Source organism: Verrucomicrobium sp. BvORR106, assembly GCF_000739655.1.
Taxonomy (GTDB): Bacteria; Verrucomicrobiota; Verrucomicrobiia; order Verrucomicrobiales; family Verrucomicrobiaceae; genus Verrucomicrobium.
Genome location: NZ_BATR01000040.1, coordinates 43,008 through 65,221, shown reverse-complemented (window position 1 = coordinate 65,221; position 22,214 = coordinate 43,008). Strand labels below are relative to the sequence as shown.

The 22,214-nt window shown below is 62.2% G+C and carries 16 protein-coding genes; 7 read left to right on the top strand and 9 right to left on the bottom strand.

Annotated elements, in window-relative coordinates; translation table 11 throughout:
* Positions 1 to 223, bottom strand: a 223-nt coding sequence (locus BV106_RS06335; protein ID WP_038162180.1) for a cysteine hydrolase family protein, incomplete at its 3' end; no start/stop codon positions are given.
* Between the two features lie 327 nt (positions 224 to 550).
* On the opposite strand from BV106_RS06335, the gene BV106_RS06330 reads away from it, so the two are divergent.
* The 4 genes from BV106_RS06330 (at position 551) to BV106_RS35125 (ending at position 6,729) form a co-directional block, all read left to right on the top strand.
* Positions 551 to 2,182: a peptidase S10 gene (locus tag BV106_RS06330; protein WP_038162176.1), complete on the top strand. Its 1,632-nt coding sequence runs from the start codon at positions 551 to 553 to the stop codon at positions 2,180 to 2,182.
* Positions 2,183 to 2,868: 686 nt separating this feature from the next.
* Positions 2,869 to 3,474 (top strand): YceI family protein, encoded by a 606-nt coding sequence (locus BV106_RS06320; protein WP_038162170.1) that lies wholly within the window; start codon positions 2,869 to 2,871, stop codon positions 3,472 to 3,474.
* A gap of 12 nt (positions 3,475 to 3,486) precedes the next feature.
* The gene (locus BV106_RS06315; protein ID WP_063767904.1) at positions 3,487 to 4,650 is read left to right on the top strand and encodes a type III polyketide synthase; all 1,164 of its coding nucleotides are present in this window, start codon (positions 3,487 to 3,489) and stop codon (positions 4,648 to 4,650) included.
* 18 nt (positions 4,651 to 4,668) lie between these two features.
* Positions 4,669 to 6,729, top strand: a complete 2,061-nt coding sequence (locus BV106_RS35125) for an FAD-dependent monooxygenase (protein ID WP_081891552.1) — start codon at positions 4,669 to 4,671, stop codon at positions 6,727 to 6,729.
* A gap of 193 nt (positions 6,730 to 6,922) precedes the next feature.
* Here the strand turns inward: BV106_RS35125 and ptsG are convergent, their stop codons facing one another.
* The 6 genes from ptsG to BV106_RS06275 form a co-directional block, all read right to left on the bottom strand.
* Positions 6,923 to 8,701, bottom strand: coding sequence for a PTS glucose transporter subunit IIBC (gene ptsG, locus BV106_RS06300; RefSeq protein ID WP_038162168.1), 1,779 nt, complete (start codon positions 8,699 to 8,701; stop codon positions 6,923 to 6,925).
* Between the two features lies 1 nt (position 8,702).
* On the bottom strand, positions 8,703 to 11,336 hold the full coding sequence (gene ptsP, locus BV106_RS06295) for a phosphoenolpyruvate--protein phosphotransferase (RefSeq protein ID WP_038162166.1): 2,634 nt from the start codon (positions 11,334 to 11,336) through the stop codon (positions 8,703 to 8,705).
* Between the two features lie 71 nt (positions 11,337 to 11,407).
* On the bottom strand, positions 11,408 to 13,135 hold the full coding sequence (locus BV106_RS06290; protein ID WP_038162163.1) for a carbohydrate porin: 1,728 nt from the start codon (positions 13,133 to 13,135) through the stop codon (positions 11,408 to 11,410).
* Positions 13,136 to 13,585: 450 nt separating this feature from the next.
* Positions 13,586 to 13,813 carry a hypothetical protein gene (locus tag BV106_RS06285; RefSeq protein WP_038162160.1) on the bottom strand — a complete coding sequence of 76 codons (228 nt, stop codon included), beginning with the start codon at positions 13,811 to 13,813 and terminating at the stop codon, positions 13,586 to 13,588.
* Positions 13,814 to 13,925: 112 nt separating this feature from the next.
* A complete protein-coding gene (locus BV106_RS06280) occupies positions 13,926 to 14,231 on the bottom strand; it encodes an RNA-binding protein (protein WP_038162157.1) in 306 nt (101 codons plus the stop codon).
* Positions 14,232 to 14,469: 238 nt separating this feature from the next.
* On the bottom strand, positions 14,470 to 15,537 hold the full coding sequence (locus BV106_RS06275) for a putative zinc-binding metallopeptidase (protein WP_038162153.1): 1,068 nt from the start codon (positions 15,535 to 15,537) through the stop codon (positions 14,470 to 14,472).
* 151 nt (positions 15,538 to 15,688) lie between these two features.
* Between BV106_RS06275 and lpxD the strand changes: the two genes are divergently transcribed.
* A complete protein-coding gene (lpxD, locus tag BV106_RS06270) occupies positions 15,689 to 16,741 on the top strand; it encodes a UDP-3-O-(3-hydroxymyristoyl)glucosamine N-acyltransferase (protein WP_081891551.1) in 1,053 nt (350 codons plus the stop codon).
* Positions 16,742 to 16,833: 92 nt separating this feature from the next.
* Here lpxD and BV106_RS06265 read toward each other — a convergent pair whose 3' ends face one another.
* A complete protein-coding gene (locus tag BV106_RS06265; RefSeq protein WP_038162146.1) occupies positions 16,834 to 18,174 on the bottom strand; it encodes an NPCBM/NEW2 domain-containing protein in 1,341 nt (446 codons plus the stop codon).
* A gap of 996 nt (positions 18,175 to 19,170) precedes the next feature.
* Here BV106_RS06265 and BV106_RS06260 point away from each other — a divergent pair.
* Positions 19,171 to 20,796 (top strand): hypothetical protein, encoded by a 1,626-nt coding sequence (locus tag BV106_RS06260; RefSeq protein WP_265595385.1) that lies wholly within the window; start codon positions 19,171 to 19,173, stop codon positions 20,794 to 20,796.
* A gap of 20 nt (positions 20,797 to 20,816) precedes the next feature.
* On the opposite strand, the gene BV106_RS06255 is transcribed toward BV106_RS06260, so the two are convergent.
* The gene (locus BV106_RS06255; RefSeq protein ID WP_038162141.1) at positions 20,817 to 21,293 is read right to left on the bottom strand and encodes a hypothetical protein; all 477 of its coding nucleotides are present in this window, start codon (positions 21,291 to 21,293) and stop codon (positions 20,817 to 20,819) included.
* A gap of 138 nt (positions 21,294 to 21,431) precedes the next feature.
* On the opposite strand from BV106_RS06255, the gene BV106_RS06250 reads away from it, so the two are divergent.
* The gene (locus BV106_RS06250) at positions 21,432 to 22,064 is read left to right on the top strand and encodes a DUF4412 domain-containing protein (RefSeq protein WP_038162138.1); all 633 of its coding nucleotides are present in this window, start codon (positions 21,432 to 21,434) and stop codon (positions 22,062 to 22,064) included.
* The last annotated feature ends 150 nt before the right edge of the window (positions 22,065 to 22,214 follow it).

Sequence of the window (22,214 nt, the reverse complement as noted above, 5' to 3'; positions counted from 1 at the left end):
GGGTGTGCATGATGTGGTAGCCTTTGGCCCGGGCCACCTCCAGCAGGTTCTTGATCGGTTCAATCGGCGCCCGGGTCAGGCTCAGGTCATAGCCCATGGAGTCCACATACCCTCCCGGCCCGCAGAAGTCCGTTTGCATGTCGATCACCAGAATGACGGTGTTTTCCGGGCGGAGGTCTTCGTTGTAGGGCCAGGGGTAGGGGTTTGCGTCAACGGTGGGCATGGAAGGGATCGGGTGAGCAGATGATGAGGCAGCAAGGCATGGGCCATGCGCCCCCATCACGCGTGGAAGCCAGCTCCGTGCCAAGGCATCGCACCTCAAAAAGAGTTCATCATGAGCAGTTTGGGGTCAGCATCATTGAACGGAGCACGTCCCCGGCCTGTCCCATCTGTCGCGTTGGGGTCCACTTGCAACACCCGGCAGCGGCTCCCACCTCCGGGGCCATCCGTCGGCATTGCAGTCCCAGTTGGTCCCCATCACGCATCCAGTGCAAAGAGGTCTGTCCTTCGGGACAGGTCCACCCCGTCGATTTTCCATCTCCAGATCCTCATGCTCAAGCCTGCCCTCTCCCCATGGTGCTCCCGCACCGCTGCGCTTTCCCTGGCCGTCGTGGCCGCCACTGCCGCGGTCCCGAGTTTCGCAGAATCTCCCTCGACGACGCCCGATGCAGCGCCTGCGGCCGTCGCCTCCAAGCCCAATGGCAACGACAAGGAAAAGGAGAAGGACAAAGCCAAAGAGCCGGAGAAGGCCGCTGACAAAGACAAGGACAAACCCCGCCTGACGCAGACGCAACACAGTGTGGTGATCAATGGCACGGCTGTGTCCTACACCGCCACCGCGGGCATGATGCCGCTGAAGGATGCCGAGGGCAAAACCACAGCGGAAATCTTCTTCATGGCCTACACGAAGGATGGCGTGACCGATGTCACGAAGCGTCCGGTAACGTTCTCCTTCAATGGCGGACCGGGATCTTCCTCCGTCTGGATGCATCTGGGCCTGCTGGGACCGCGTCGTGTGAAGCTCAAGGAAGACGGCTCCGCCCTGCCCCCGCCCTACCAGTTGGTGGACAACGAATACTCTCTGCTCGATGAAACCGACCTCGTCTTCATCGACCCAGTGGGCACAGGCTACAGCCGCGCCACGAAGCTGGACGAGGCCAAACGCTTCTATGGGGTGAAAGAGGACACCGCGAGTGTGGCGGAATTCATCCGGCTGTACGTCACCAAGAACACCCGGTGGGCCTCGCCGAAGTTCCTCATCGGGGAGAGCTATGGCACCACGCGGGCAGCAGCCCTGAGCGGCGAGCTCGGCAGCAAGCACCTCATGAATCTCAACGGCATCATGTTGGTGAGCACGGTGCTCAACTTCCAGACCATCTGGGGTGGCCCCGGCAATGACCTGCCGCACGTGCTCTTCCTCCCCAGCTTCACGGCCACGGCCTGGCACCATAAGAAACTCTCTGCCGATCTGCAGAAGCTGCCGCTGACAGAGGTGTTGAAGCAGTCCGAAGCCTTTGCCCTGGGCGACTACAACCACGCCCTCATGCAAGGCAGCTCCCTGCCCGCGGCCACCCGCCAGGCGGTGCTCAAGCAGCTGGCCAGCTTCACCGGGCTGACAGTGGAGTACCTGGATCGCGCCGACCTCCGCCCCTCCCTGCAGCGTTTCGGCGTGGAGCTGCTGCGCGACAAGGACCTCCAGGTGGGCCGCTTCGACAGCCGCTACACCGGTCATGTGCGGGACCGCCTGACCGAGACCACCGAGGGCGATCCCAGCGCGGATGCCGTCTTCAGCGCCTATGCCTCTACCTTCAACCACTACATCCGTACCGAGCTCAAGTTCGAGGAAGACAAGCCCTATGAGATCCTCACCGGCAGCGTGCAGCCGTGGAACTGGGGTGCGGAAAACGACTTCGTGAATGTGTCGGAAACGCTGGCCAAGAGCATGACCAAGAACCCCTTCCTGAAGGTGCACGTCTCCCAGGGCTACACGGATCTGGCCACACCCTACTTCGCGGCGAAGTACACTTTCACGCATCTGGATGTCGCCCCGGACATCGCCAAGAACCTGGTGATGGATGAATACCAGTCTGGTCACATGATGTACCTGAACCTGCCCGATCTGGTGAAGCAGAAGGCGGACCTGGCCAAGTTCATCCGCGGTGCCTCCGGGCAGCAGCCTTGAGTGGACAAATTTTGCGCATCACATTGAACGATGCCTCTAGTGCCACAGTCATACGCAGAGCCCGGCTGGGTGACTTCGATTGACTGTGGTGCTCAAATCTCTCCTGTGTGTATGGACCTGCCTTTTCATGGTCCTTCCCGGGTGTTTATGCCAGGTCCTTGAACCTCTGGGCATCCACGTCCCCCATCATCACCACGGCGTGCTATCGGGGTGGACCACCGACCGTCAGCTTCCCCTGGCCCTCCAGACGGAGAAGCCCAGTGAACCGACAGTGCCCTGCCACTGTGACGAAAGACTGGACCGGGACGCGGATGATTGCGTGGTCGTGTGCTGCGAAGCGGTCCAAATGCCCGTGCCCTCCCTGCACTGGGTGCCCGTTTTCATGGAGGTGCCGCCTGCACCGGTTACTCTGGAACGCGCCATCTCCAGCAGAGGCCCGCCTCCTGTAAAGCCCAGCTCCGCCACGATGCGGAAGCTCCTGTGCGTTTATCTGCTATGAGATCTGCGGTCCCCGTCCGTCGTGTTCGTTGAACCACGACAGACCGGATCATGCCCCTCACCTTCGTGATCCCGGCGGGCCGCCGACGCACGTCCAGCTACGGCTATGGGACATTGCGCGGCCAGATTGCCTGACGTGATCCCCTCTTCCGTCTCACTGCATCCGATTCCAGATAGTCACTTTTCCCATGAAACACTTTTTCTTCACGCCCGGCCTGTGTCTGGCCGTGGCCCTTCTCTGCTTCCTGACTTCACCTGCCCCTGCACGTGCCGACGCTCCGCAACGCTGGGCTGGCACCAGCACCATCACCTTTGCCGGCACTTCCACCCTGCACGACTGGTCGGGCACCGTGGCGGCAGCCCCCTTCACCACCCTGGTCACCCTGAATGCCAGCAACCAGCCGGAGTCCCTTAAGGCCACGGTCCAGGTAAAGGCGACAGACATGGACACCCAGGAACCCAAGCGCGATGAAAACATGCGCAAGGCCATGAAGGTGCTTGAGTATCCCCTCATCACCGCCAACCTGGATGCGCCCTTCAGCCGCATCATCCCCGCCCCGGGTAAAGAACCCGCCACGCTGCCTTTCAAACTGAGTCTGGTGGGTAAGACCCACGATGTGACAGGCACCATCTCCCACTGGGAGCTGAACGGAGATACAGCCACCTTTGACCTCGACTTTGATTTGTCGATGAAGAAGTGTGGCATCAGCGTGCCATCGGTGTTGCTGGTGATCCGTGTGGGTGATGTCGTGAAAGTCCACGCCCAGGTGAAACTCGTCCGCAAACAAGCCTGAACCCCGCCACCCATGTCTGCATACATTCACCAGATCTGCACCCAGGTGCCGGAGTTCACCTACAGCCAGGCTTACATTCGTGATCGCTTGAAGGAATGGGCCCCGGAGCAGAGAACACGACGGCTCATCCATGCCATGTATAACCGGTCCGGCATCGAGACCCGCCACAGCGTGATCGGAGACTTCATGGAAGGCCACGATCCCGAGCTCTACAAGACCACGTCGGAGGGTGCGCTGATCTCTCCCAGCACGGCGGAGCGCAATACGTACTACACGCGCGCTTCCCGCACGCTGGCGGTGCAGCTGGCGCGCAAGGTCTTCGCCACCACATCGGACTTTGTCCCGCAGGAGGTGACCCACATCGTCTTTGCCAGCTGCACCGGCTTTGCCAATCCCGGGCCGGATTACCACATCATCCGGGAGCTCGGGCTGCCGGAGTCTGTGCAACGCTACACGCTGGGGTTCATGGGCTGCTATGCTGCCTTCCCAGCGCTGCGCATGGCGGCCCAGTTCTGTGAAGCCGATCCCAAGGCGGTGGTGCTGGTGATGTGCCTGGAGCTCTGCTCCCTGCACATGCAGATCAATGACCAGCCCGACTGCATCCTGGCCAACTCGCTCTTTGCCGACGGGGCCGCCGCCGCGCTGGTGAGTTCGAGGAATCCTTCTCCAGACCGGCCGGCCTACCGCGTGCTGGGCTTTGCCTCTGCGCTCGTCACCGACGGGGAGGCCGACATGGCGTGGGACATTGGCAATGAGGGCTTCAACATCGTTCTGAGCAGCTATGTGCCAGAGATCCTCGGCACCCGGGTGCGCCCGCTGCTGGAAGATGTCCTGCAGCGGGGCGGCCTCACGCTCCCGCAGGTGGAGGAGTGGGCAGTGCACCCGGGAGGACGTGCCATCTTGGACAAGGTGCAGGATGGGCTGGGCCTTTCACCTGATTCCCTGCTGGCCTCGCGGCATGTGCTGCGCGACTACGGCAACATGAGCAGTGCGACGATCTTCTTCGTGCTCAAAGAACTGCTGGATAGCGCGGATGAAGGCAGGGCTCTCACCTGTGCCATGGCTTTCGGCCCCGGGCTCACGGTGGAAACGGCCATGCTGGAACGGTGTGGCTGCACCGTGACGGCTCCCAGAACTGAGGTCACATGCCCGTCACCGGACCTGACGGTTGCGTAGCCCCCACCCCGCATCGCCATGTCACGTCAGCCCGCGGGCCGCAAGGCCCGCCCATGTCTGCTGTCGCCCGCCGTCCCTGCCGTGCCCCCGCCGCTGTACTCGCGTACCCAGCAGTGGGTGGCACTGGCTTATGGAATAGCCTGCCACAGCCTCTTCGCCGCCTCCGTGGTGGTTATGTTCGTCAGCCTGTACACCGGGCTGACGTCGGGTCTGCTTCAGCTTCATGGCTGGAAGGCTGTGTTGATGGACGGAGTGCTGCTGCTGCAATTTGCGGCCGCCCATTCCCTCCTGCTCGGAGGCCGGGGGCGGAAGATCCTTTCCACCCTGGCCCCTCTGGGTCTGGGGCGGGATCTTGCCACCACCATCTTCGCGGGCATCGCCTCCCTGCAGCTTCTGCTCACCTTCCTACTCTGGTCCCCCACCGGCGTGGTGTGGGCGGCACCCCACGGGATGCTGAAGAGCCTGCTCACCGTGGCCTATGTGATTTCCTGGATCCTGCTCGCGCGTTCCATGCACGACGCCGGCCTGGATGTGCAGATCGGCAGCCTCGGATGGCGTTCCATCTGGCGGAACCAACGCCCCATCTACCAGCCCTTTGCAAGGACGGGCATGTTCCGGTACAGCCGACAGCCAATCTACTCGTCCTTCACCCTCATCCTGTGGACCGCCCCTGTCTGGACGCCGGACCATGCAGGCCTGGCCTTGCTGTGGACACTGTACTGCGTGGCGGCGCCAGTCATGAAAGAGCGCCGCTATCGACGCTACTATGGCGAGGCTTTTGCTCGCTACCAGCAGAACGTGCCGTATTGGTTTCCCAGAATTCTCCCGGCTCCCATGTGTCCGCCGTCACCACACCCACCCAGCGCCGGTGATGCAGGTACTCCTGCTCCTCTGACTGCGTCTGTCAGCGTGGCCGGGACGAGGGCATGTGACATCGCCATTGTGGGTGCCGGCCCGGTGGGGCTGCTGCTGGCCAATCTCCTGGGTCCCACCGGCCTGCGCGTGGTGGTGCTGGAAAAGAGCCCCGCCCCGCCTTCCCACTCCCGGGCCATCGGCATCACACCGCCCTCGCTGGAAATCCTCTCGCAAGCCGGGCTGGCAGATGCCTTCGTGGTGCGCGGGGTGAAGATCCAAGACGTGCAGGTGCACGGAGTGAACGGCCTGGCCGGAATTTGTTCTTTCCGTGAACTTCCCGGCAGGCATCCCTACATCCTCTCCGTGCCCCAGCAGGTCACCATGGCCCTGCTGGAGCAGAACCTCCGCCAGTTTTCCAATGTCACTCTGCACCGGAATCGGGAGGTGACCGGCCTGTCACAGTCGGAGCCCGGCGTGGTCGCGCTCCAGGGCGGGGACTTTCAACTCCGAGCCGCCTTCACCGTGGCCTGCGACGGGTGGCGCAGCAGCATCCGCCAGCATCTCAAGATCCGCACCCGGGAGAAACAATATGGCTGCCACTTTGTGATGGGGGACTTCGCGGATCGCAGCGGGCTTGGCGAGGGGGCGCATCTGTTTTTCACTCCAGAGGGAGCCGTAGAGTCATTTCCTCTACCCAGCGGCATTCGCCGCTGGATCGTGCAAACTCCCGGCCCGCTGCTGGTGATCCCCCGCGGATTCATCAGCCAGATCGTGCAACAGCGGGCGGGCATCGTGCTGGACCGGACAGATCAGCTCAACCAGAGTGCGTTCACGCCCCACCGGAAAGACTGTGAGGTGCTCTACGATCACCGCGTGATCCTCTGTGGCGATGCCGCGCACGCCATGAGCCCCATTGGCGGCCAGGGCATGAACGTGGGCTTCGCCGATGCGGAGATGCTCTCGGCCCTGCTACCCCAGATGCTCAGCGGTGGGCAGGATGCCCGGAGCCTGCTCGAGGCCTACCAGCGGCACCGTCAACGCGCCGCCCGCCTGGCCGCCGACCGCGCCGCCCAAGGCATGTGGCTGGGCACCTGGACCGGGCTGCCCGCTTCGTGGTTAAGAGACGCGATCCTCGGCGGGGTATTGTTGCGGGGGCCGTTTGCGAGGCTCATGGGCAGCCGGTTCGCGATGATGGATGTGCCGCGGGGGATAATGGCAAAGTAAAAAGTTGAGAGTGAAAAGTGATAAGTGGGGAGGCGATGGGTTCGACTCCAGGTCATGGGACGCTTGTCCGGGACCGGGACAAGAATGTCCCTCGCTCCCTTTACTGACCACTCCGTTGGGTACGAGCTCTTGTGCGTCAGCTCAGGTCTTGCGTCTTGTGTCTGGCAGTCTTGTGTCTGCCCGCGCAGCGGGCTTACGCCATCTGCCCACGCATCTCGGCCGCATACTGGTCGGCATTCAATCCCGCCAGGAGGTGCACGGTGCGGCCGGGCAGTTTCACAATGCCGCTGATGCCTGCCGCCTGGAGGGCGGATTCGTTGAGCTGTTTGTCATCATTCAGCACCAGACGCAGGCGGGTTTCGGCGCAGGCGTCCACGCGTTCGATATTGGCCTTGCCGCCGAGGGCAGAGATCAAAGTGCTGACCTTGCGGGCGGCATCGGGATCACGCAGTCTGGGTTGCAGACCAGCGGGTACGGCTACAACCTTCACCGGAGAGGCGGCCTCCACTTCATCCGCTTCGGGGCCGGCGGTTTTGAGGTACTCCTGCATCTCCGTCTTCAGGTTTTCACTGCGGGTGCCGAAGATGGCCTGCACGCCATCGCCTACCACCACCACGCCGGCGGCACCCAGGGCTTTCAGCTTCTCAGGGCTAGCCTTCTGCACATCAGCCAGCTGCACACGCAGACGGGTGATGCAGGCGTCCAGGCTCACGATATTGGACCGGCCGCCGAAGGCGCGCACCAGTTGCAGCGCAAAGCTGTCCGCCCCGGCGGCGCGGGCGGCTTTGACCGACTCATCCTCCACCTCACGGCCCGGGGTCATGAGGTTGAACTTGCGGATGGCGTACTTGAACACGCTGTAATACAGCACGGCCCAGATGGGGCCCAGAACGAAGAGCCAGAGGGCACCGTGGGACTTGGGAAACAACACGACGTAGTCGATGAGGCCGTGCGAAAAGGTGAAGCCGTGCTTGATGCCCAGCAGCACACAGAGGCAGTACGCCAGTCCGGCGAGCACGGCGTGGATGCCGTACAGCACGGGGGCGACGAAGAGGAAGGCGAACTCGATGGGCTCCGTGATGCCGGTGAGGAAGGCGGTGAGCGCGCCGGAGATCATGATGCCGCCCACCTTGGCCCGGTTTTCCGGACGAGCGGAGCGCCACATGGCGATGGCGGCGGCGGGCAGGCCCCACATCTTGAAAAGATAACCGCCGGTCATGTTGCCCGCAGTGGGATCCCCGGCAATGAACCGCGCGATCTCCCCATGCACGATCTGGCCGGAGACCGGATCCTGGAATTCACCGGCCTGGAAGAAGAAGGGCACGTTCCACACATGGTGCAGGCCAAAGGGGATGAGCGCCCGCTCCACCAGCCCGTAGATGGTGAAGGCCAGGGCGGGCTGACCGTGCACGGCCCAGTTGGAAAAGGCCTTGATGGCCCCGCCGATAGGCGGCCAGATGAAGCTGAGCACCGCGCCCGCGATGATGACGGCGAAGGCCGTGATGATGGGCACCGAGCGCTTCCCGGCAAAGAACCCCAGGTAACTGGGCAGCTGGATCTTGTAAAATCGGTTGAACACCGCCGCCGCGATGAGCCCCACGATGATGCCGCCAAACACCCCGGTCTCAATGGAGGGGATGCCCATGATGGGCGTGACCTCAATCCCACGCAGTTTCGCGCAGATGCCCATGGCGGCCAGAAACACCACGAACCCCACCGTGCCCGCCAGGGCGGAGACGCCATCGTTGTCTGTGAGACCGATGGCCACGCCGATGGCAAAGAGCAGGGGCAGGTTGGCAAAGATGGCGTTCCCCGAGGCCGCCATGATCTGGGAGACGATCTCCGGCAGCCACGAGAAGTTCGCGCTGCCAACCCCGAGCAGAATGCCGGCCACGGGGAGCACCGAGACCGGCAGCATCATGCACTTGCCGATCTTCTGGAGCAGCGAGAAGGCGTGTTTGAGCGAGGGCATGTCAATGGGCGGCTAAGGTTGGTTCGGGCACGGGCTCGGGTGCGGCCGGGGCAGAGGGAGCGCCCCCTGCACCTGCGGAAGGCGGCAATGACGACTCATCAGGATCAGGCACCAGGGCGCGCACCTCCTCCGGGGAACCCACGGCCAGCGCCTGCTGCGCGAGCACGCGACAATCCGCCAGACTGAGCGTGCGGATCTGCGCCTTGATGGCGGGGATCGATGGCAGGCTCACGCTCAGTTCATCCACACCCAGGCCGATGAGGATGGGCACCGCATGCGGATCACTGGCCAGACCGCCGCAGATGCCGACGAACCGCCCCTCCCGATGCGCGCCCTCCACGGTGAGCGCAATGAGCTGCAGCACCGCAGGGTTCAAGCCGTCAACCTTGGGTGCCAGCTTGGGGTGCCCGCGGTCCATGGCCAGGGTGTACTGGGTGAGGTCGTTGGTGCCGATGGAGAAGAAGTCCGCCTCCTTCGCAAACTGCGCGGCCATGACGGCCGCGGCGGGTACCTCCACCATGATGCCGGTGGGGATGGTGGGCAGCCCCAGCCGGGCCGCTTCCTCGGCCATGATGGCCTTCACCTCACGCAACTCACCCAGGGTGGCGATCATGGGGAACATCACACTCACCTTCTTCCCCGCCGGCGCCGCCCGCAGGATGGCGCGGAGCTGGGTGCGCAGGAGTTCAGGGCGGTCCAGCCCCACGCGCACGCCCCGCTCGCCCAGGAAGGGATTGTCTTCCTTGGGGATGGGCAGGTAGGTCAGCGGCTTGTCGCCCCCCACATCCAGAGTCCGGATGATCACGGGGCCGTCCGTGCCCACCGCCTCGATGATGGCGCGATAGGACTCGTACTGCTGGTCTTCAGTGGGAGCATCGGAGCGCTCCATGAAGAGGAACTCCGAGCGCAGCAGGCCCACGCCTTCACCACCCAGACCAGCGATCTTTTTCGCCTCCTTGAGACCGCCGATGTTCGCCACCACCTCCACGCGATGGCCGTCCCGGGTGATGGCTGGCTCATGAGCATGGGCCTGGTCTTCCACCCGGCGGCGTTCCGCACGCTCCTGGGCGGCGTGAATGCGGGTTATTTCCTCTGGACTTGGATGCAGGCGCAGAGTGCCCTTGCCCGCATCCAGGATGGCGACGGTGCCATTGGGAACATCCAGCACCGCAGGCTCAGTGCCCGCCAGGGCTGGCAGCCCCAGGGAACGGGCGAGGATGGCCACGTGCGAGGTGGCGCCACCGCGCACAGTGCAGAAGCCCATGACTCTCCCGCGATCCAGCGACGCTGTATCCGAGGGCGTAAGATCCTCGGCAATGAGGATGGCATTCTGCGGATACTCCAGCCGGGGCATTTCCGCCCCCGTGAGCAGCGCCAGCACCCGGCGGCCCACATCGCGGACATCATTCGCACGCTGGGCCAGCAGTTCATTGCGCAGCGCGGCCAGCAGGTTGGCATGCGTGTTCACCGCCGCGCGCCAGGCAAAGGCCGCGCTCTTGCCCTTGGAGATCGCCGATTCCACGATCTCCAACAGATCCGGGTCTGAAACGAGCTCTTCATGCGCGGCAAAGATGGCGGCCTTGGCGGCATCCGACTTCGCATGAAGCTGCGCCCGGATGGCCCCAAGCTGCCCTTTGGCGGCGTCGATGGCGGCGCTCAGATGGCGACGCTCTGCGTCCACGCCTTCGCCTTCTTCGGTGACGGCGATCTCCGTATGCCGCACCTGGAAGATCTCTCCCACTGCGAGCCCCGGTGAGGCCGCTACGCCCTCCAGCACATTCGGATCCTCTGACTTCCTCCGCACGGATTCCGGTGGGGCAGAAAGAGGGGCCACGGTGGTGGAGGCCGGGGCAGGAGCTGGCGCGGAGCCTTCATCCCCGCTGCCTTGCGCCAGCACCTCGGCCAGCTTCGCCACTGCGGCTTCCGCATGGGCTCCGCTGGCGATGACATAGACCTTGTCCCCACGCGCCACCTCTAGAGCCATGATGGAGGTCACGCTGCGGGCATTCGCCTGACGGTCCCCCACCTGCAGCTTGATGTTGGTGCCGTGGAAGGTCTTCGCCAGATTCGCCACCACGGCCGCAGGCCGCGCATGGAGTCCGGAGGGATTGGGGATGAGAATGGCCGCCGAGGTGACGGACGCCCCGTCACTGCCGTACCCGCCTTCAGCGGCGGCGCTGAGTTCGAGGGTCAACAGAACGTCCCGCCCTGCCACCACATTGCCAGAGGCCTTCTCCCAGCGCTCCACGCGGTCGCTGTTGGCGATCACCACCTGCGTGAGCACGCTGCGGGCGTGGGTGGCGATGAAGTCGAGGTCGAACTCGATGAGCGGAGTCCCGGCCTGCACCTGGTCCCCCACCTTGACTTTCGAGGTGAAGCCCTGGCCTTTGAGCGCCACCGTATCGATGCCGATGTGCATGAGCACCTCTGCGCCCTCCGCCGTGCGCAGGGTCACCGCATGCCCGGCGGCATGCAGGGTCATCACCTCTCCATCACACGGGGCCTTCAGCACGCCATCGATCGGGTCGATGGAAATGCCGTCGCCCACCATCTTCTGGGCAAACACGGGGTCAGGGATGCGTTCGATCGGCCAGGTCTGGCCGGACAGGGGGGCGAGCAAGCGGAGGGTGGCCATGGCCGGAGGAGGAGAGAATTTGCTACCGTATGTACGAGCCTCACGTTCAACAGGGTGCGGACATGAATCGCCTACCACCAGGCCTCCACCTGGATGCCATAGGAGAGACCGTCCGTCGCGTTTTCATACGCATCCCCGCCGACGCGTCCACGGAACCCATCGCTCCACTGCGCGTAGGTCACGAACCCGCGCAGCACGGGCCGGCTGAAGAACTTGCCCCCCATGGAGATCTGCGGGGCGAGAGTGATCTTCCACAGATGCCCCTCCGCATCCTGCGGTTCGCTCCGCACCCAGTCCATCCCGGTCTCCAGGGCCACACTGAAACGATCGTTGAAGTGGTAGATGGGGCGCATGCCCAGGGAGGCCCAGCGCTCCGAGGAGTTCTGCCCGCCGTAGTCTGTTTCTTCATAGAGCCCGAGCGCCTGCATGGAGAAATGAGGTGAGGGCTGGATGGTGAAGTGATCGGTGATCCGGAAGCGGTCCGCACTGTCCAGATCCGGCCCGGAGGAATCCAACGTGCTGGCGAAGTTGTACGCGGCCCCTTTTCCATACTGCGCGGTGAACTCATTGTACCCGCCCAGGAAGGCCTCATCCCCCGTGCGATGGATCAGCCCCACCGCCCAGCCGTTGGAACTGTCGAGCGAGAGACGGCTGCCGTCCGGGTTCGCGATGTTGCGCACCTCGCCGCCCTTGGTCGTAGCCAGATCGAACCACAGCGTGAGCTTGCCCAGCGGCACATCGATGTCGTAGAGGCGCAGGTCCAGGTTCTGCTTGGCCACATCGCCATTGTCCGTGACGTAGTCATCCACACTGCCACCGATCCAGGCCAGGGCGAGCTTGCCGAAGTCGCCCAGCGGCACTTCCTCCACCCCGCCGCCGTAGCCGCTCATGTCCAGGTAGTAGAAGTCATTGATGTGGATGTCATGCCGGCGGTAGTAGCGCTGCCCGCCCCAGAAGCGGATGTCCGGATAACCGGGGATGACATTGCCCCCCTCGATAAAAGCCTGGCGCAAGGCGATGTCGTTGCCGTCATCCACGTTGTTCAGCGAGTCGTAGCTGAAGTTCTCCGTGCTGCTGTAGGAGAGCATCACCGTGGTCCGCACATACGGTGCCTCCAGCGGATCATCCTCCCGCAGCCAGTTGTGCGTGAGGCCCAGTTCCCCGTAGGTGTCAGACTCATTGCCCAGCCGGTACTTTGCACCCGCGCCGGGGGCCTTGAAGGCCTCCATCTTCCCGCCCTCACCGTTCATGCCAAAGCCGGACCGCAGGTACCCGTGGAACTCAAAGGGCGAGGGCAGATCATAGAGCTTGGCGGGATCCAATGACCACCCGGAGGCATCACGATAAATGTCCCGCGACTCCGTGGCGCTGTCGTGCAGCTTGGACTTGATCGATTCAATCGCTTCGGCATTGGCCTGGGCACGTCGAGTGGTGGCCAGCAGTTGGGGGGAGGGCTGCTCCGTCGCCTTCTCCAGTTCCTTGATGCGCTCATTCATCAAGGCAAGCTCCGACTCCTGAGCAGCACCCGTCTTCACTGGCCCCTGTCGTTTCAGCCGTGCATTGTCACTCTCCAGGGTGTGGATGCGCTCCTCCAACTTGCCGATCCGTGATTCATATCCCGCCTTCACCGCGCCCAGTTGCGCCTCCACCTGCGCCTGGATCATCGCCTTGAGTTGCTCCGGATCCACCTCCACGGCCAGCGCCGCAGAAGGGCCAAGGATAAACAGCATCCGGGCTACAGAGACCGTGGCCCGGGTGGCAAGAGACGGCTTGTTCCGAGGTGAAAGCACGGGCTTCATAAGGGCTCACGCGTTGAATTTTAATCCATTCCCGACGCTGCATCGTAATAGACAAAATCAAAATAATCCGGCGGGCCGTTTTCTGGCAAGCAGGATGTGTGACCGTCAGTGGAAAAGACGGGCCCGGGTTCGAGATGGCACTTGGGAGAAGGCGGAGGGCACATGCAGCAGGGTTGTCAGCAAAGGGAGCAAGGGACATTCCAGTCCAGGTTGCACGCGCCACCCCTGACGTGGCAGACGGCTATCTCGTCTCATTGCCTCACCTCATCTCCCGCTTCGCTCCCAATGCCGGTTGGCACAACCGGACTACGCGGTGGGCGGCAGCTGAAAGTAGTGCAGAGCTTTAGCTCGGTGTTGGGAGACTTGGGCAACGCGACTGAACAGGCTGAAGCCTGTGACTACTTTACTCCGCCCTCGATGCTGTAGGGCTAGCGCTCCGCTTGCCGCGCGCTACACCGGCGGCCGGATATGCCCTTCTACCACGGGACACGGAGTCACGGGAAAAGGCACGCCGGATTCTGATTCCTCGATGTGGTCCACGATCGCCATGACGTGGCAGGCACTGGGAGTGCTTTGAGGACCGCGGTAAAACGTCACACAACCTCCGGCCTCTGTATAACTGTCCGCATCATGCAGGCAGACCCGTCCGCAAATGAACCAGATGCGGAAGTGTTTCATGGTGGCCCCTCTTCACAGCGCAGGAAGCGCCTGTAAACAAATAAGGAGGGGTCATGCGAGATGACACCCTCTCAAACAAATGGGGAATGATTCCCCCGCCATCACACTGGACTTACCAGCGACCGCCGCCACCGCCGCCGCTGTTGCTGAACTGGCCTTCTGGGCGGTCCGTACGCGGACGGGCCTCAGAGACCTCCAGCTTGCGCTGCATCCATTCTTTGCCACCCAGAGCGCGAATGGCGGACTGCATGGCTTCAGCGGAGTCCATGGTCACAAAAGCGAAACCACGCGGGCGCCCGGAGGTGCGGTCGGTGGGCATGTTGACTTCTCGAACTTCGCCGTGGGCGGAGAAAAGGCTGCGAACGTCATCTTCAGTAGCAGTCCATGGCAGGTTGCCGACGTACATTTTGGTGTTCATAGTATTGGTGCTCGGACCCTCTGCTTGCGTCTTGGACTGTTCCCGAGTTTTCCGGGTTTCAAATCACTCACGAACACAACGTTCATCAGGGTGACCTACCATGCCTTTGATTGGACAGCTGTTCTAGCTGTCGCAGCATCGTCCTCTTCCAGACGAAAGATAGCATTAGTTTTGACTAAAATGCCCGTGGAGTCAGAAACAGCTCAGTGTCATCATCTTTAACAGGGCCTGTCTTCCTTCACCGTCGCGCCCCCTGGCGGCAGGTTTGTACGAAATAGTGAATGAGCCGGAGCTTCCGGGCCACGCCCCCGTCAATCACAAAGGGATAGAGCATCGGCTGTCCCGCGCTGGCAGACAGCTCATTGAGCACGGCCGCAACCTGCAACCACGCGGAGAGGTTCACGAGGAATCCTGCATCGTCCAGCTTGCGGATGCCGAGCACCCCGGGCAGCGCCACCGTTGTAGGCTCGAACTGATCGCAGGCCAGCGTGAGCTGGGACAGGTCCAGCCCCAGACTATGAAAGGTCTGCAGGCCGTCCATCATCTGCAGATAGTGAGCCCAAGTTTCCGCCCAGTCTTCCCAGGGGTGGCAGGAGGCATAGGCACTGATGAAGTTGTCCGGTGAACGCGCGCTCCCCACTGCATAGTGATGATACAAGGCCCAGCTGTAATCCTGACGCTCATCCCCAAAGCACTCCCTGAAAGCCAGCCGGTGCGCATGATTCCAGGACAAGGCATCAAACCACTGCTGCCACACGAAGTGACCGCTCTCGTGACGGAAATGACCCAGGAGAGTGCGGCTCTCTTCGCCCAGAGTCTGGCGGTTGATCTGGCGATAGGTGTCATCCGCCTCCTCCAGGTTCACCGTGATCAATCCGTTCAGATGCCCCATTGTGACGCCGGAGTCCAGCCGGGTGCTGACGATGCGAAAGGTCAGCCCGTCAAAGAGATTGCGTCCGCCTGGCGTCATGGGAATGCCGAGGCCGATCAGCTCAAAGATCAACCGTCGCTTGGCAGCCTCCACCTTGCCCCACAGCATCACGTTGCGGCGGTCACCCAGATTGGGGATCACGCGGTCCATCTGGCAGGAAAGGCACAAGCCCGCCTGCTGCCCGGGCATGGCCAGCCAGTTGCACACCCCATATTGGAGTCCATTGGCACAGAGTCGTGCGGCCGCCGGACCGGCGGATTCCAGCACCACAAAGGCCTTCCGCACCGGATCACAGGCCACCGGGCGACGACAGGCCAGACACGAGGTGCTGTCGAAGAACAGGGTGTTGCCGCAGGGGCAGAGGAAGCGTTTCATCAGACAGGCAGGACGGAAAAGCCGGATCTTCACCCTGGTATGGCTTCCTGCTCCATCCGCCCTGTGCCGGAATCCGCAACCCGTTTCTCAATCCCCAAGCTGAACCCGTGATACACTTTTGCTGTCAATTCCCTATCTAATACCGGTGACTATGCGACAGGGGGCGATGAACATCCCCGTGTCGGAACTCATGGCTCTTCTTCCGGCACAGCTGTTGTCCGGTTGTAGCAGTACGCGCATTTCAGGTTTCGCCTCGCTCAAGGAGGCGGTTCCAGGTGACTTGAGCTTCTTCAGCGACATGCGCTACCGCCGCCTGCTGGACCAGACCCAGGCGACCGCCGTGCTCATTCCGATGGACTGGACCGCGTTTCCTGCAAACGTGGTTTGTCTGGGCGTTCAGAATCCCTCAGTCGCTTTTGAGACCGTTACGGAGCGTTTCGGCCTCCAGCCTGCAACCTTCACTCCCGGGGTTCATGCCTCTGCCATCGTCGGCAACTGCGTGAACACGAACTTGGACAAGGTGAAGATCGGCCCCCATGCGGTGATCGAAGACGGAGTGCACATCGGTGATGGTTCCGAAGTCGGAGCCGGCTGTTTCATTGGCCGGGGTGCCTCCCTGGGTGCAGACTGCCGCCTGTACGCCAACTCCACCGTCCACGAGGGCAGCCAGCTGGGTGACCGCGTCGTCCTTCACTCCAGTTCCGTGATCGGTGCCGACGGCTTTGGTTATGTGTTCAAGGATGGGCGCCACCGGAAGGTGCGCCAGTCCGGCATCGTCCAGCTCGACAATGACGTGGAGGTCGGTGCCAGTTCCACTGTGGACCGCGCCCGCTTTGGCCGCACCTGGATCGGAGAAGGCACCAAGATCGACAACCAGGTGCAGATCGCTCACAACGTGGTGGTGGGCAAGCATTGCGTCATCGTCGCTGGCTGCGGCATCGCTGGCAGCAGCCGGATGGGCGACTACGTCATCATCGCCGCACAGTGCGGCGTCGCCGGTCACGTCAGCATCGGCTCCCAGTGCACGCTCGCCGCCCGCACCGTGGTGACCAAGGACATCCCCGCCGGTTCAGGAGCCTACATGGGCTTCCCCGCCGCCCCCGTCATGGATGAACGCCGCCGCATCGTCGCCAGCCGCCAGCTCCCCGCGCTCATGGAGCGCGTCCGGAACCTCGAACAAACACAGAAATCGGTGACTCAGTAAACCAGTGCGTCGGTAGGCCAGTGCGTCAGTGCGTCAGGCCAACGTATCCGCCCTGGCTAGTTGCTTACCACTTACCATTCACCGCTTACCACTTACCTTTTACCGACCCTCGGTTCTCCCCAGATGGCGTAGTTCGCCTTGGGGTCAACTCCCCGCCCCTTCGCGAGGAGTTGCAGGGAGGAGACGCCGGTGAGGTCGCAAGTCATGAGCTGGGCGGGATCGGTGCCGTTGACGGTGACGCTGGTGAGCGGTTTGCCATCGCCCAGTACGGTGAACTCAACCCGCCCCTTGGCTCCCAGTTCAGGGTGCAACCCGGCCAGCACGGTGAAGCGGCCATAGACGTTCTTGGGCAGAGGGAAGGTCAGCGTCTTGCCCATCACCACGCTGATGCCGCGGGCGAGTTCGCGGGTCTCCGTGGTTGTGCCATCGCCTGTGGGGCCGGGTGCAATGAGCTTCAGCGGAACGGGACGTGTCCCTTTTTCCATGAGGAAACCGCTGCGGGCGCAGCCCCAGTTCGGTGAGCCGGCAAACTGCGATTGAGGGTAATAGAGATTCACCGCCTCGATGGGAAAGAAGCCCGCGATATCCACATCGCGCAGCGCAGTCAGCTCCGCGGGATCGCCGCGCTCCTGTCCCAGACAGAGCACGGTGTAGAGCGCATCCGCCGTGACCTGAGCATCCACCACCGCCGCCTTCATCTGCCAGGTCTTCACGGTCTCAGTGTCTTTCGCATAGAGCGCCTGCAGGATGGGGATGGTGGTCTGCCGGGCATTGAGGATGCCTTCATGCATGCGGTGCAGAAGACGCCAGGAAGCCTCCTCCACGCTCAGGCCTAGCAGTTGCGGTTTATAGCCGGGGATCTTCACGTCCAGGGTACCATTTTCGATGGGGCCATGCATGGGCAGGCCCTTCATGTCATCGGGAGGCGGCAGGAACTGGGTGAGCAGGGTGAACATGTTATCACCCGGAACCGTGTGCGAAGGGCTGCCGTAGTCCTCCACCTGGTGGCAGATCGTGCCCAGATACTTGGCCGCATCGGTCGTCTGCCCCGCCTTGAGCGCCGCCACTGCCCGGCCCATGAAATAACGCAACGTGTCCAGGTTCACCGCCTGGGAGGCATCCGGCAGGTGCAGGTTGAGCAGGTACACCTCTCCCGGTCGGGCCTCCGGCATCGCTGCGTATTTCGCGTTCTCCTTGTCCGTGTACACCTCATCAGGGATCAGGCAGTACTTGCTCGCCAGCTTTTCCATCTCGGGGCCCAGCAATTCTTTCTGCCAGTCAGGGAGAGCCTCCGTGGCGGCTTTCGTGATGGCCAGATGCGGCTCACCCCAGGCGTGGGCGGATGAGAGCGGCAGGAGCGCGACCGCCGCGATGGCGAATACCTGGGCCAACGGGAACAGGCGGTGTTGGAGGAAGCGGGTGCAGGCGTTCATGACATGACAAAGGCAGATCGATGTCCACACCCGTGCAATGACCGGATGAGCAAGGATGAAACGTGATCGCTCGAGATTTTCTCAGAGGAATCACGAACCTCGGCCGCCGTGCGGCAGGGTTGGCGCAAGGAGCGATTGGCGAGATGCTTCCCTGCGCGTCCCCATCAACCAGTGCACTCATCGGGAAGTTGGCTTGTCGACTTTGACGATCTGATGGTGTCCCAGCCCGGATTGCCCGATGCCGGAGGCATCATAGCCATTAGCCGGACGGTTGAAGGAGCGTAGCGACTGATACCTCCGGAAGTTCAGATTCAGGATTGCATCCCGGAGCAGATGCCAGCGACGTCGTCTCCGGCATCTCAACTATCGACGCTGTAGGGCAAGCGCCCGCATGCCGCGAGCGGCCCCTGACTGAGGCACAACCGGGGCGGTCGCCCTACAGATACTGCTGGGAAGTTTGGGGGCTGAGGGAGGAGAAAACATCATGGGACGTTTGGCCGGAACCGGGACAAGAATGTCCCTCGCTCCTTTTTACTGACGGGTGCGCCGTTGTGAGTCAGGTGGGCCTTGTGTCTCGCGTCTTCTCGTCTGGAGTCTCCAGCCTAGCGTGCGCAACTGACGAGCTAAAGCTCCCTACGATATCGCAGGCTGCGACGTGGAAAGTAGTGGTGGGCTTCAGCCTGCCTTTGTGCGACGTGGACCTCGCGACTGAACAGGCTGAAGCCTGTGACTACTTTACTTCGCCGGAGCGGATGCACCGTGCATGCACCAGCGACCTCGTGAGTCTCCCAGTCCCGACGCCAAGGGCGTCATAAAAAATAGCCCGGGGTCAGACCGCGTAGCAGTCGCCACCCTGGGTACGCTTGTCATGAAGCTGGGAACTCCAAAGCGAGTTCTACAAACCGTCGCATTCACCCTTCATCACCGCTCCTCCCGCCCCACTGCATTTCGCGCTGGCATTCCCGCCTCGGCACTGGCATGCTTTTTCTCCACGCCATGCCCCCTAAAACCCTCCTCTCCCTGGTTGGCTGTGCCTGCGTCCTGGCCAGTCTCTCTCTTCCCGTCGCCGCTGCGGCGGAGCCATCCTCGCCGACCGCCTCGACTTCCGCACCATCCACGGACCGCTCCACCGAAATGCCCCTCCCCGGCGGCGGAAAGGTAGTTCTGAGTTCACAGGACTACTACGGGAGCTTCCGCGAGCAACTCACCTATCATCCCCCTCAGGGCAAACCAGTCCGGCTTTGGAATGCGTTGCCTTATGAGCTTTACCATCCTCCCACCCGCCTCATCACGGCGAACCGAGTGGGCGACCAAGTGCTCGTCCTGTTGGAAGAGGGTTTCTCGTACCACCAACTCATTGCGTGGCAGCCCGGCTCCTCCAGCCCAACCGGCTTCGCCATCGAATCAGCCCTGCTGCATCAGGTCACGCATGCCAAAGACCGGAAGATCACTTTGAAGTCGGCCCGGGAGCTGGAACTGACTTACTCCTCTTCCCAGCCCCCGTTGTTGGTGACGGCGAGCGAGGAGCGGCCCCTCACCCTGAAAGCCACCCGGGAGCCGGGCGGCCCGGTGATCGATGTGACTCATCTGGCCCTTCCATTGGATGCAGTAAAACCCGCGCTGGCCCCTCCTGGCTATGAGACAGAGGTCTGCGCGAAACGTCGGCTGAACAATGGCTTGCTTTACCTCATCAAACACCCCGCTCAACCTGGAGAGTTCGACAAGTCGCTGGTCTGGCTTCCTAATGGTGGCCGCCCTGAAATGCTCCAACGCACCTCTGGTGCTGAACTGAGAGATCGCCATCTCACCCTTTCCGCAGGATTTGCGACGGATCACCAGATCGCCATTTGGCGGGGCAGCGCAGCGGGACTCACCTACTACCAGGGCTTTACAAAAACTCAGGATATCTGGCAGCAAACCGCCTTCACGCCCATCGGCTCCGCGTTGGAAAGCTCGGGAACCCAGTTCACAGGCATACAGAGCTTTCTCTACATGCGCGGAGGGCGACCACCACGAAGGTTCGAGGTATTGGATCACCTGTCACCGGGAGGTGCTGAGCTGCCGTTGATCACCTGCGATGGTGAACTGATTCCCCTACAAGTTCAGAACTGGGGCGCGGTCCCCTTACCCATTGAGTTGTTAACGAAGTCAGGCATCAACGCCCACTCCTACATCGACTTCCTTCCCCTCGGCACCACCGAGGTCCGCGTTGTCCGTGCCCCGAAGAACGGGGGCACCATGGCCAGACTGATCCTGCATCCCGGCAGAAACGGCGCCCTGGCTCTGACCGGTAAAGATGACGCCCTCGCTCAAGGCCCCTGGCGCTTCCTCACCGGCAGCCTCAAGGACAATTCCGCAGAGTTCGTGGTGGTCAGTCCAAGCGGACAGTCCGAGTACTGGCGCTTCGCGCCATCGCCTTCAACCCGAGGCTGGCCTCTGACGGAAGAAGCAAAGCTGGACGACCTCAACGTTGCTCAACTGCTGCAGGCAAAGTTCACTGCCGAACGCAAACTTGATTGCCTGTGGGAAGATGGCGCTCGGGCGCGGTATGAGTTCCCCGGGAGCACTGATGTTGGCAATACATCACCGACACTGCGGACAGCCGTACGATCCGGCTTGTAGGTGCGCCAGTTCCTCGCCCGTCAAAAATCCTTCAGGCGCTCCTTCTCTTTTTCGGCCTTCTCTGTTTTTAACCGCAGCTCCTCTGCCTTGGTGGTAAAGTTGAGTACGGAGTGGTTGGAGCTCAGACGTGCGACTTTTTCGGGAGGGGTCGTCGTTTCCCAGACAGATTCCGGCGCACCGGGAGGCACAAGCTCCCAAACTTGCCCGCCTTCATTGGCAGCTCTCAGTATGCCAATTTCGATGTTGGTGAATGGCGTGGCCGATCCAGCTGAAGGTCTCGCCGAGTTGCGATAGGTGATGGAGACACACTTGTCCTCTCGGAACCTCGCGACGATCGTCACCCCGTTTTTCAAATAAGAGAACCTGCCATCTTCGCGGCCGGATTCGGTCGGCGTTCCGTAGCGCTTCTCGCATTCGGCCTTGGTTTCCCCCAGCCGGGCGTTGGAGGGAAGGACTGTCAGATGAATCAGCAGCAAACTGAAGAGTAGTTTTTTCATCACAACGGCTGGAAGACCTGCACACGCTACCTCATCCTGCTCTTGACGTGCAAACTTTTTGTCGATTGCATCATTTTCGCAAGCAATATCAGCTCAGGTTTTCCGTCACAATCTCCACCAAACCCAAATGCACTCAGCATGATCCACACTCACAAATTCCTTTCCCCTCTCTTCGGCCTCGCCCTGAGCACCGCCGCCCTGCTGACTCCTGCCGCCACCCACGCCGGATTGATCATGGAACAGACCATGGAGGGCTCGGAGGCGCCGAGCCAGACGACCATGCGGATTCAGAACGGGATGATCCGGACGGATATCAGTGAGGAGCTTTCCACGATTGCGGACACGAAGGCAGGAGAGGTGATGACCATCATCCACCCGGCCAAGATGGTGTCGGTGATCAGCCAGCCGAAAGGCGATGCAGCCCCGAAGATCCCCCACCTGCCCACGCCCAAGTACAAGGTGCTCGGGATGACCGAGAAGGTGAACGGCTACGAATGCAACGTCGTGAGCATGGAGATGGGCGAGATGAAATCCACGTTCTGGGTGGCCAAGTCGTATCCCGACTATGACAAGATCAAGGCCGAGATGGCCACGATCAAGCCGGCCAGTGGTGCACCCGAGACGACGAAGGAACTGGACGGGCTGATCCTGAAAACCAGTACCGTGGGCCCGAAGTACCTGGGCATCGTCACGATCAAGTCCGTGAAGATCGAGGAAATACCCGCAGACGTGTTCAAGGCTCCGGCCGGGTACACGGTGAGCCGCCAGTGAGGTGCGGTTGAGGTCTGAGGGAGGGAAGCTTGGTTGACGCGCTCGTATGCAGCCAGTGTAGAAGAACCGTCTCGGTTTTGCCCCCGCCTCACCCAGCGCTCCCAAGAGCCGGGACGGCTCTTCTACCTTGCCCGGGGCGCCCTCACGTGG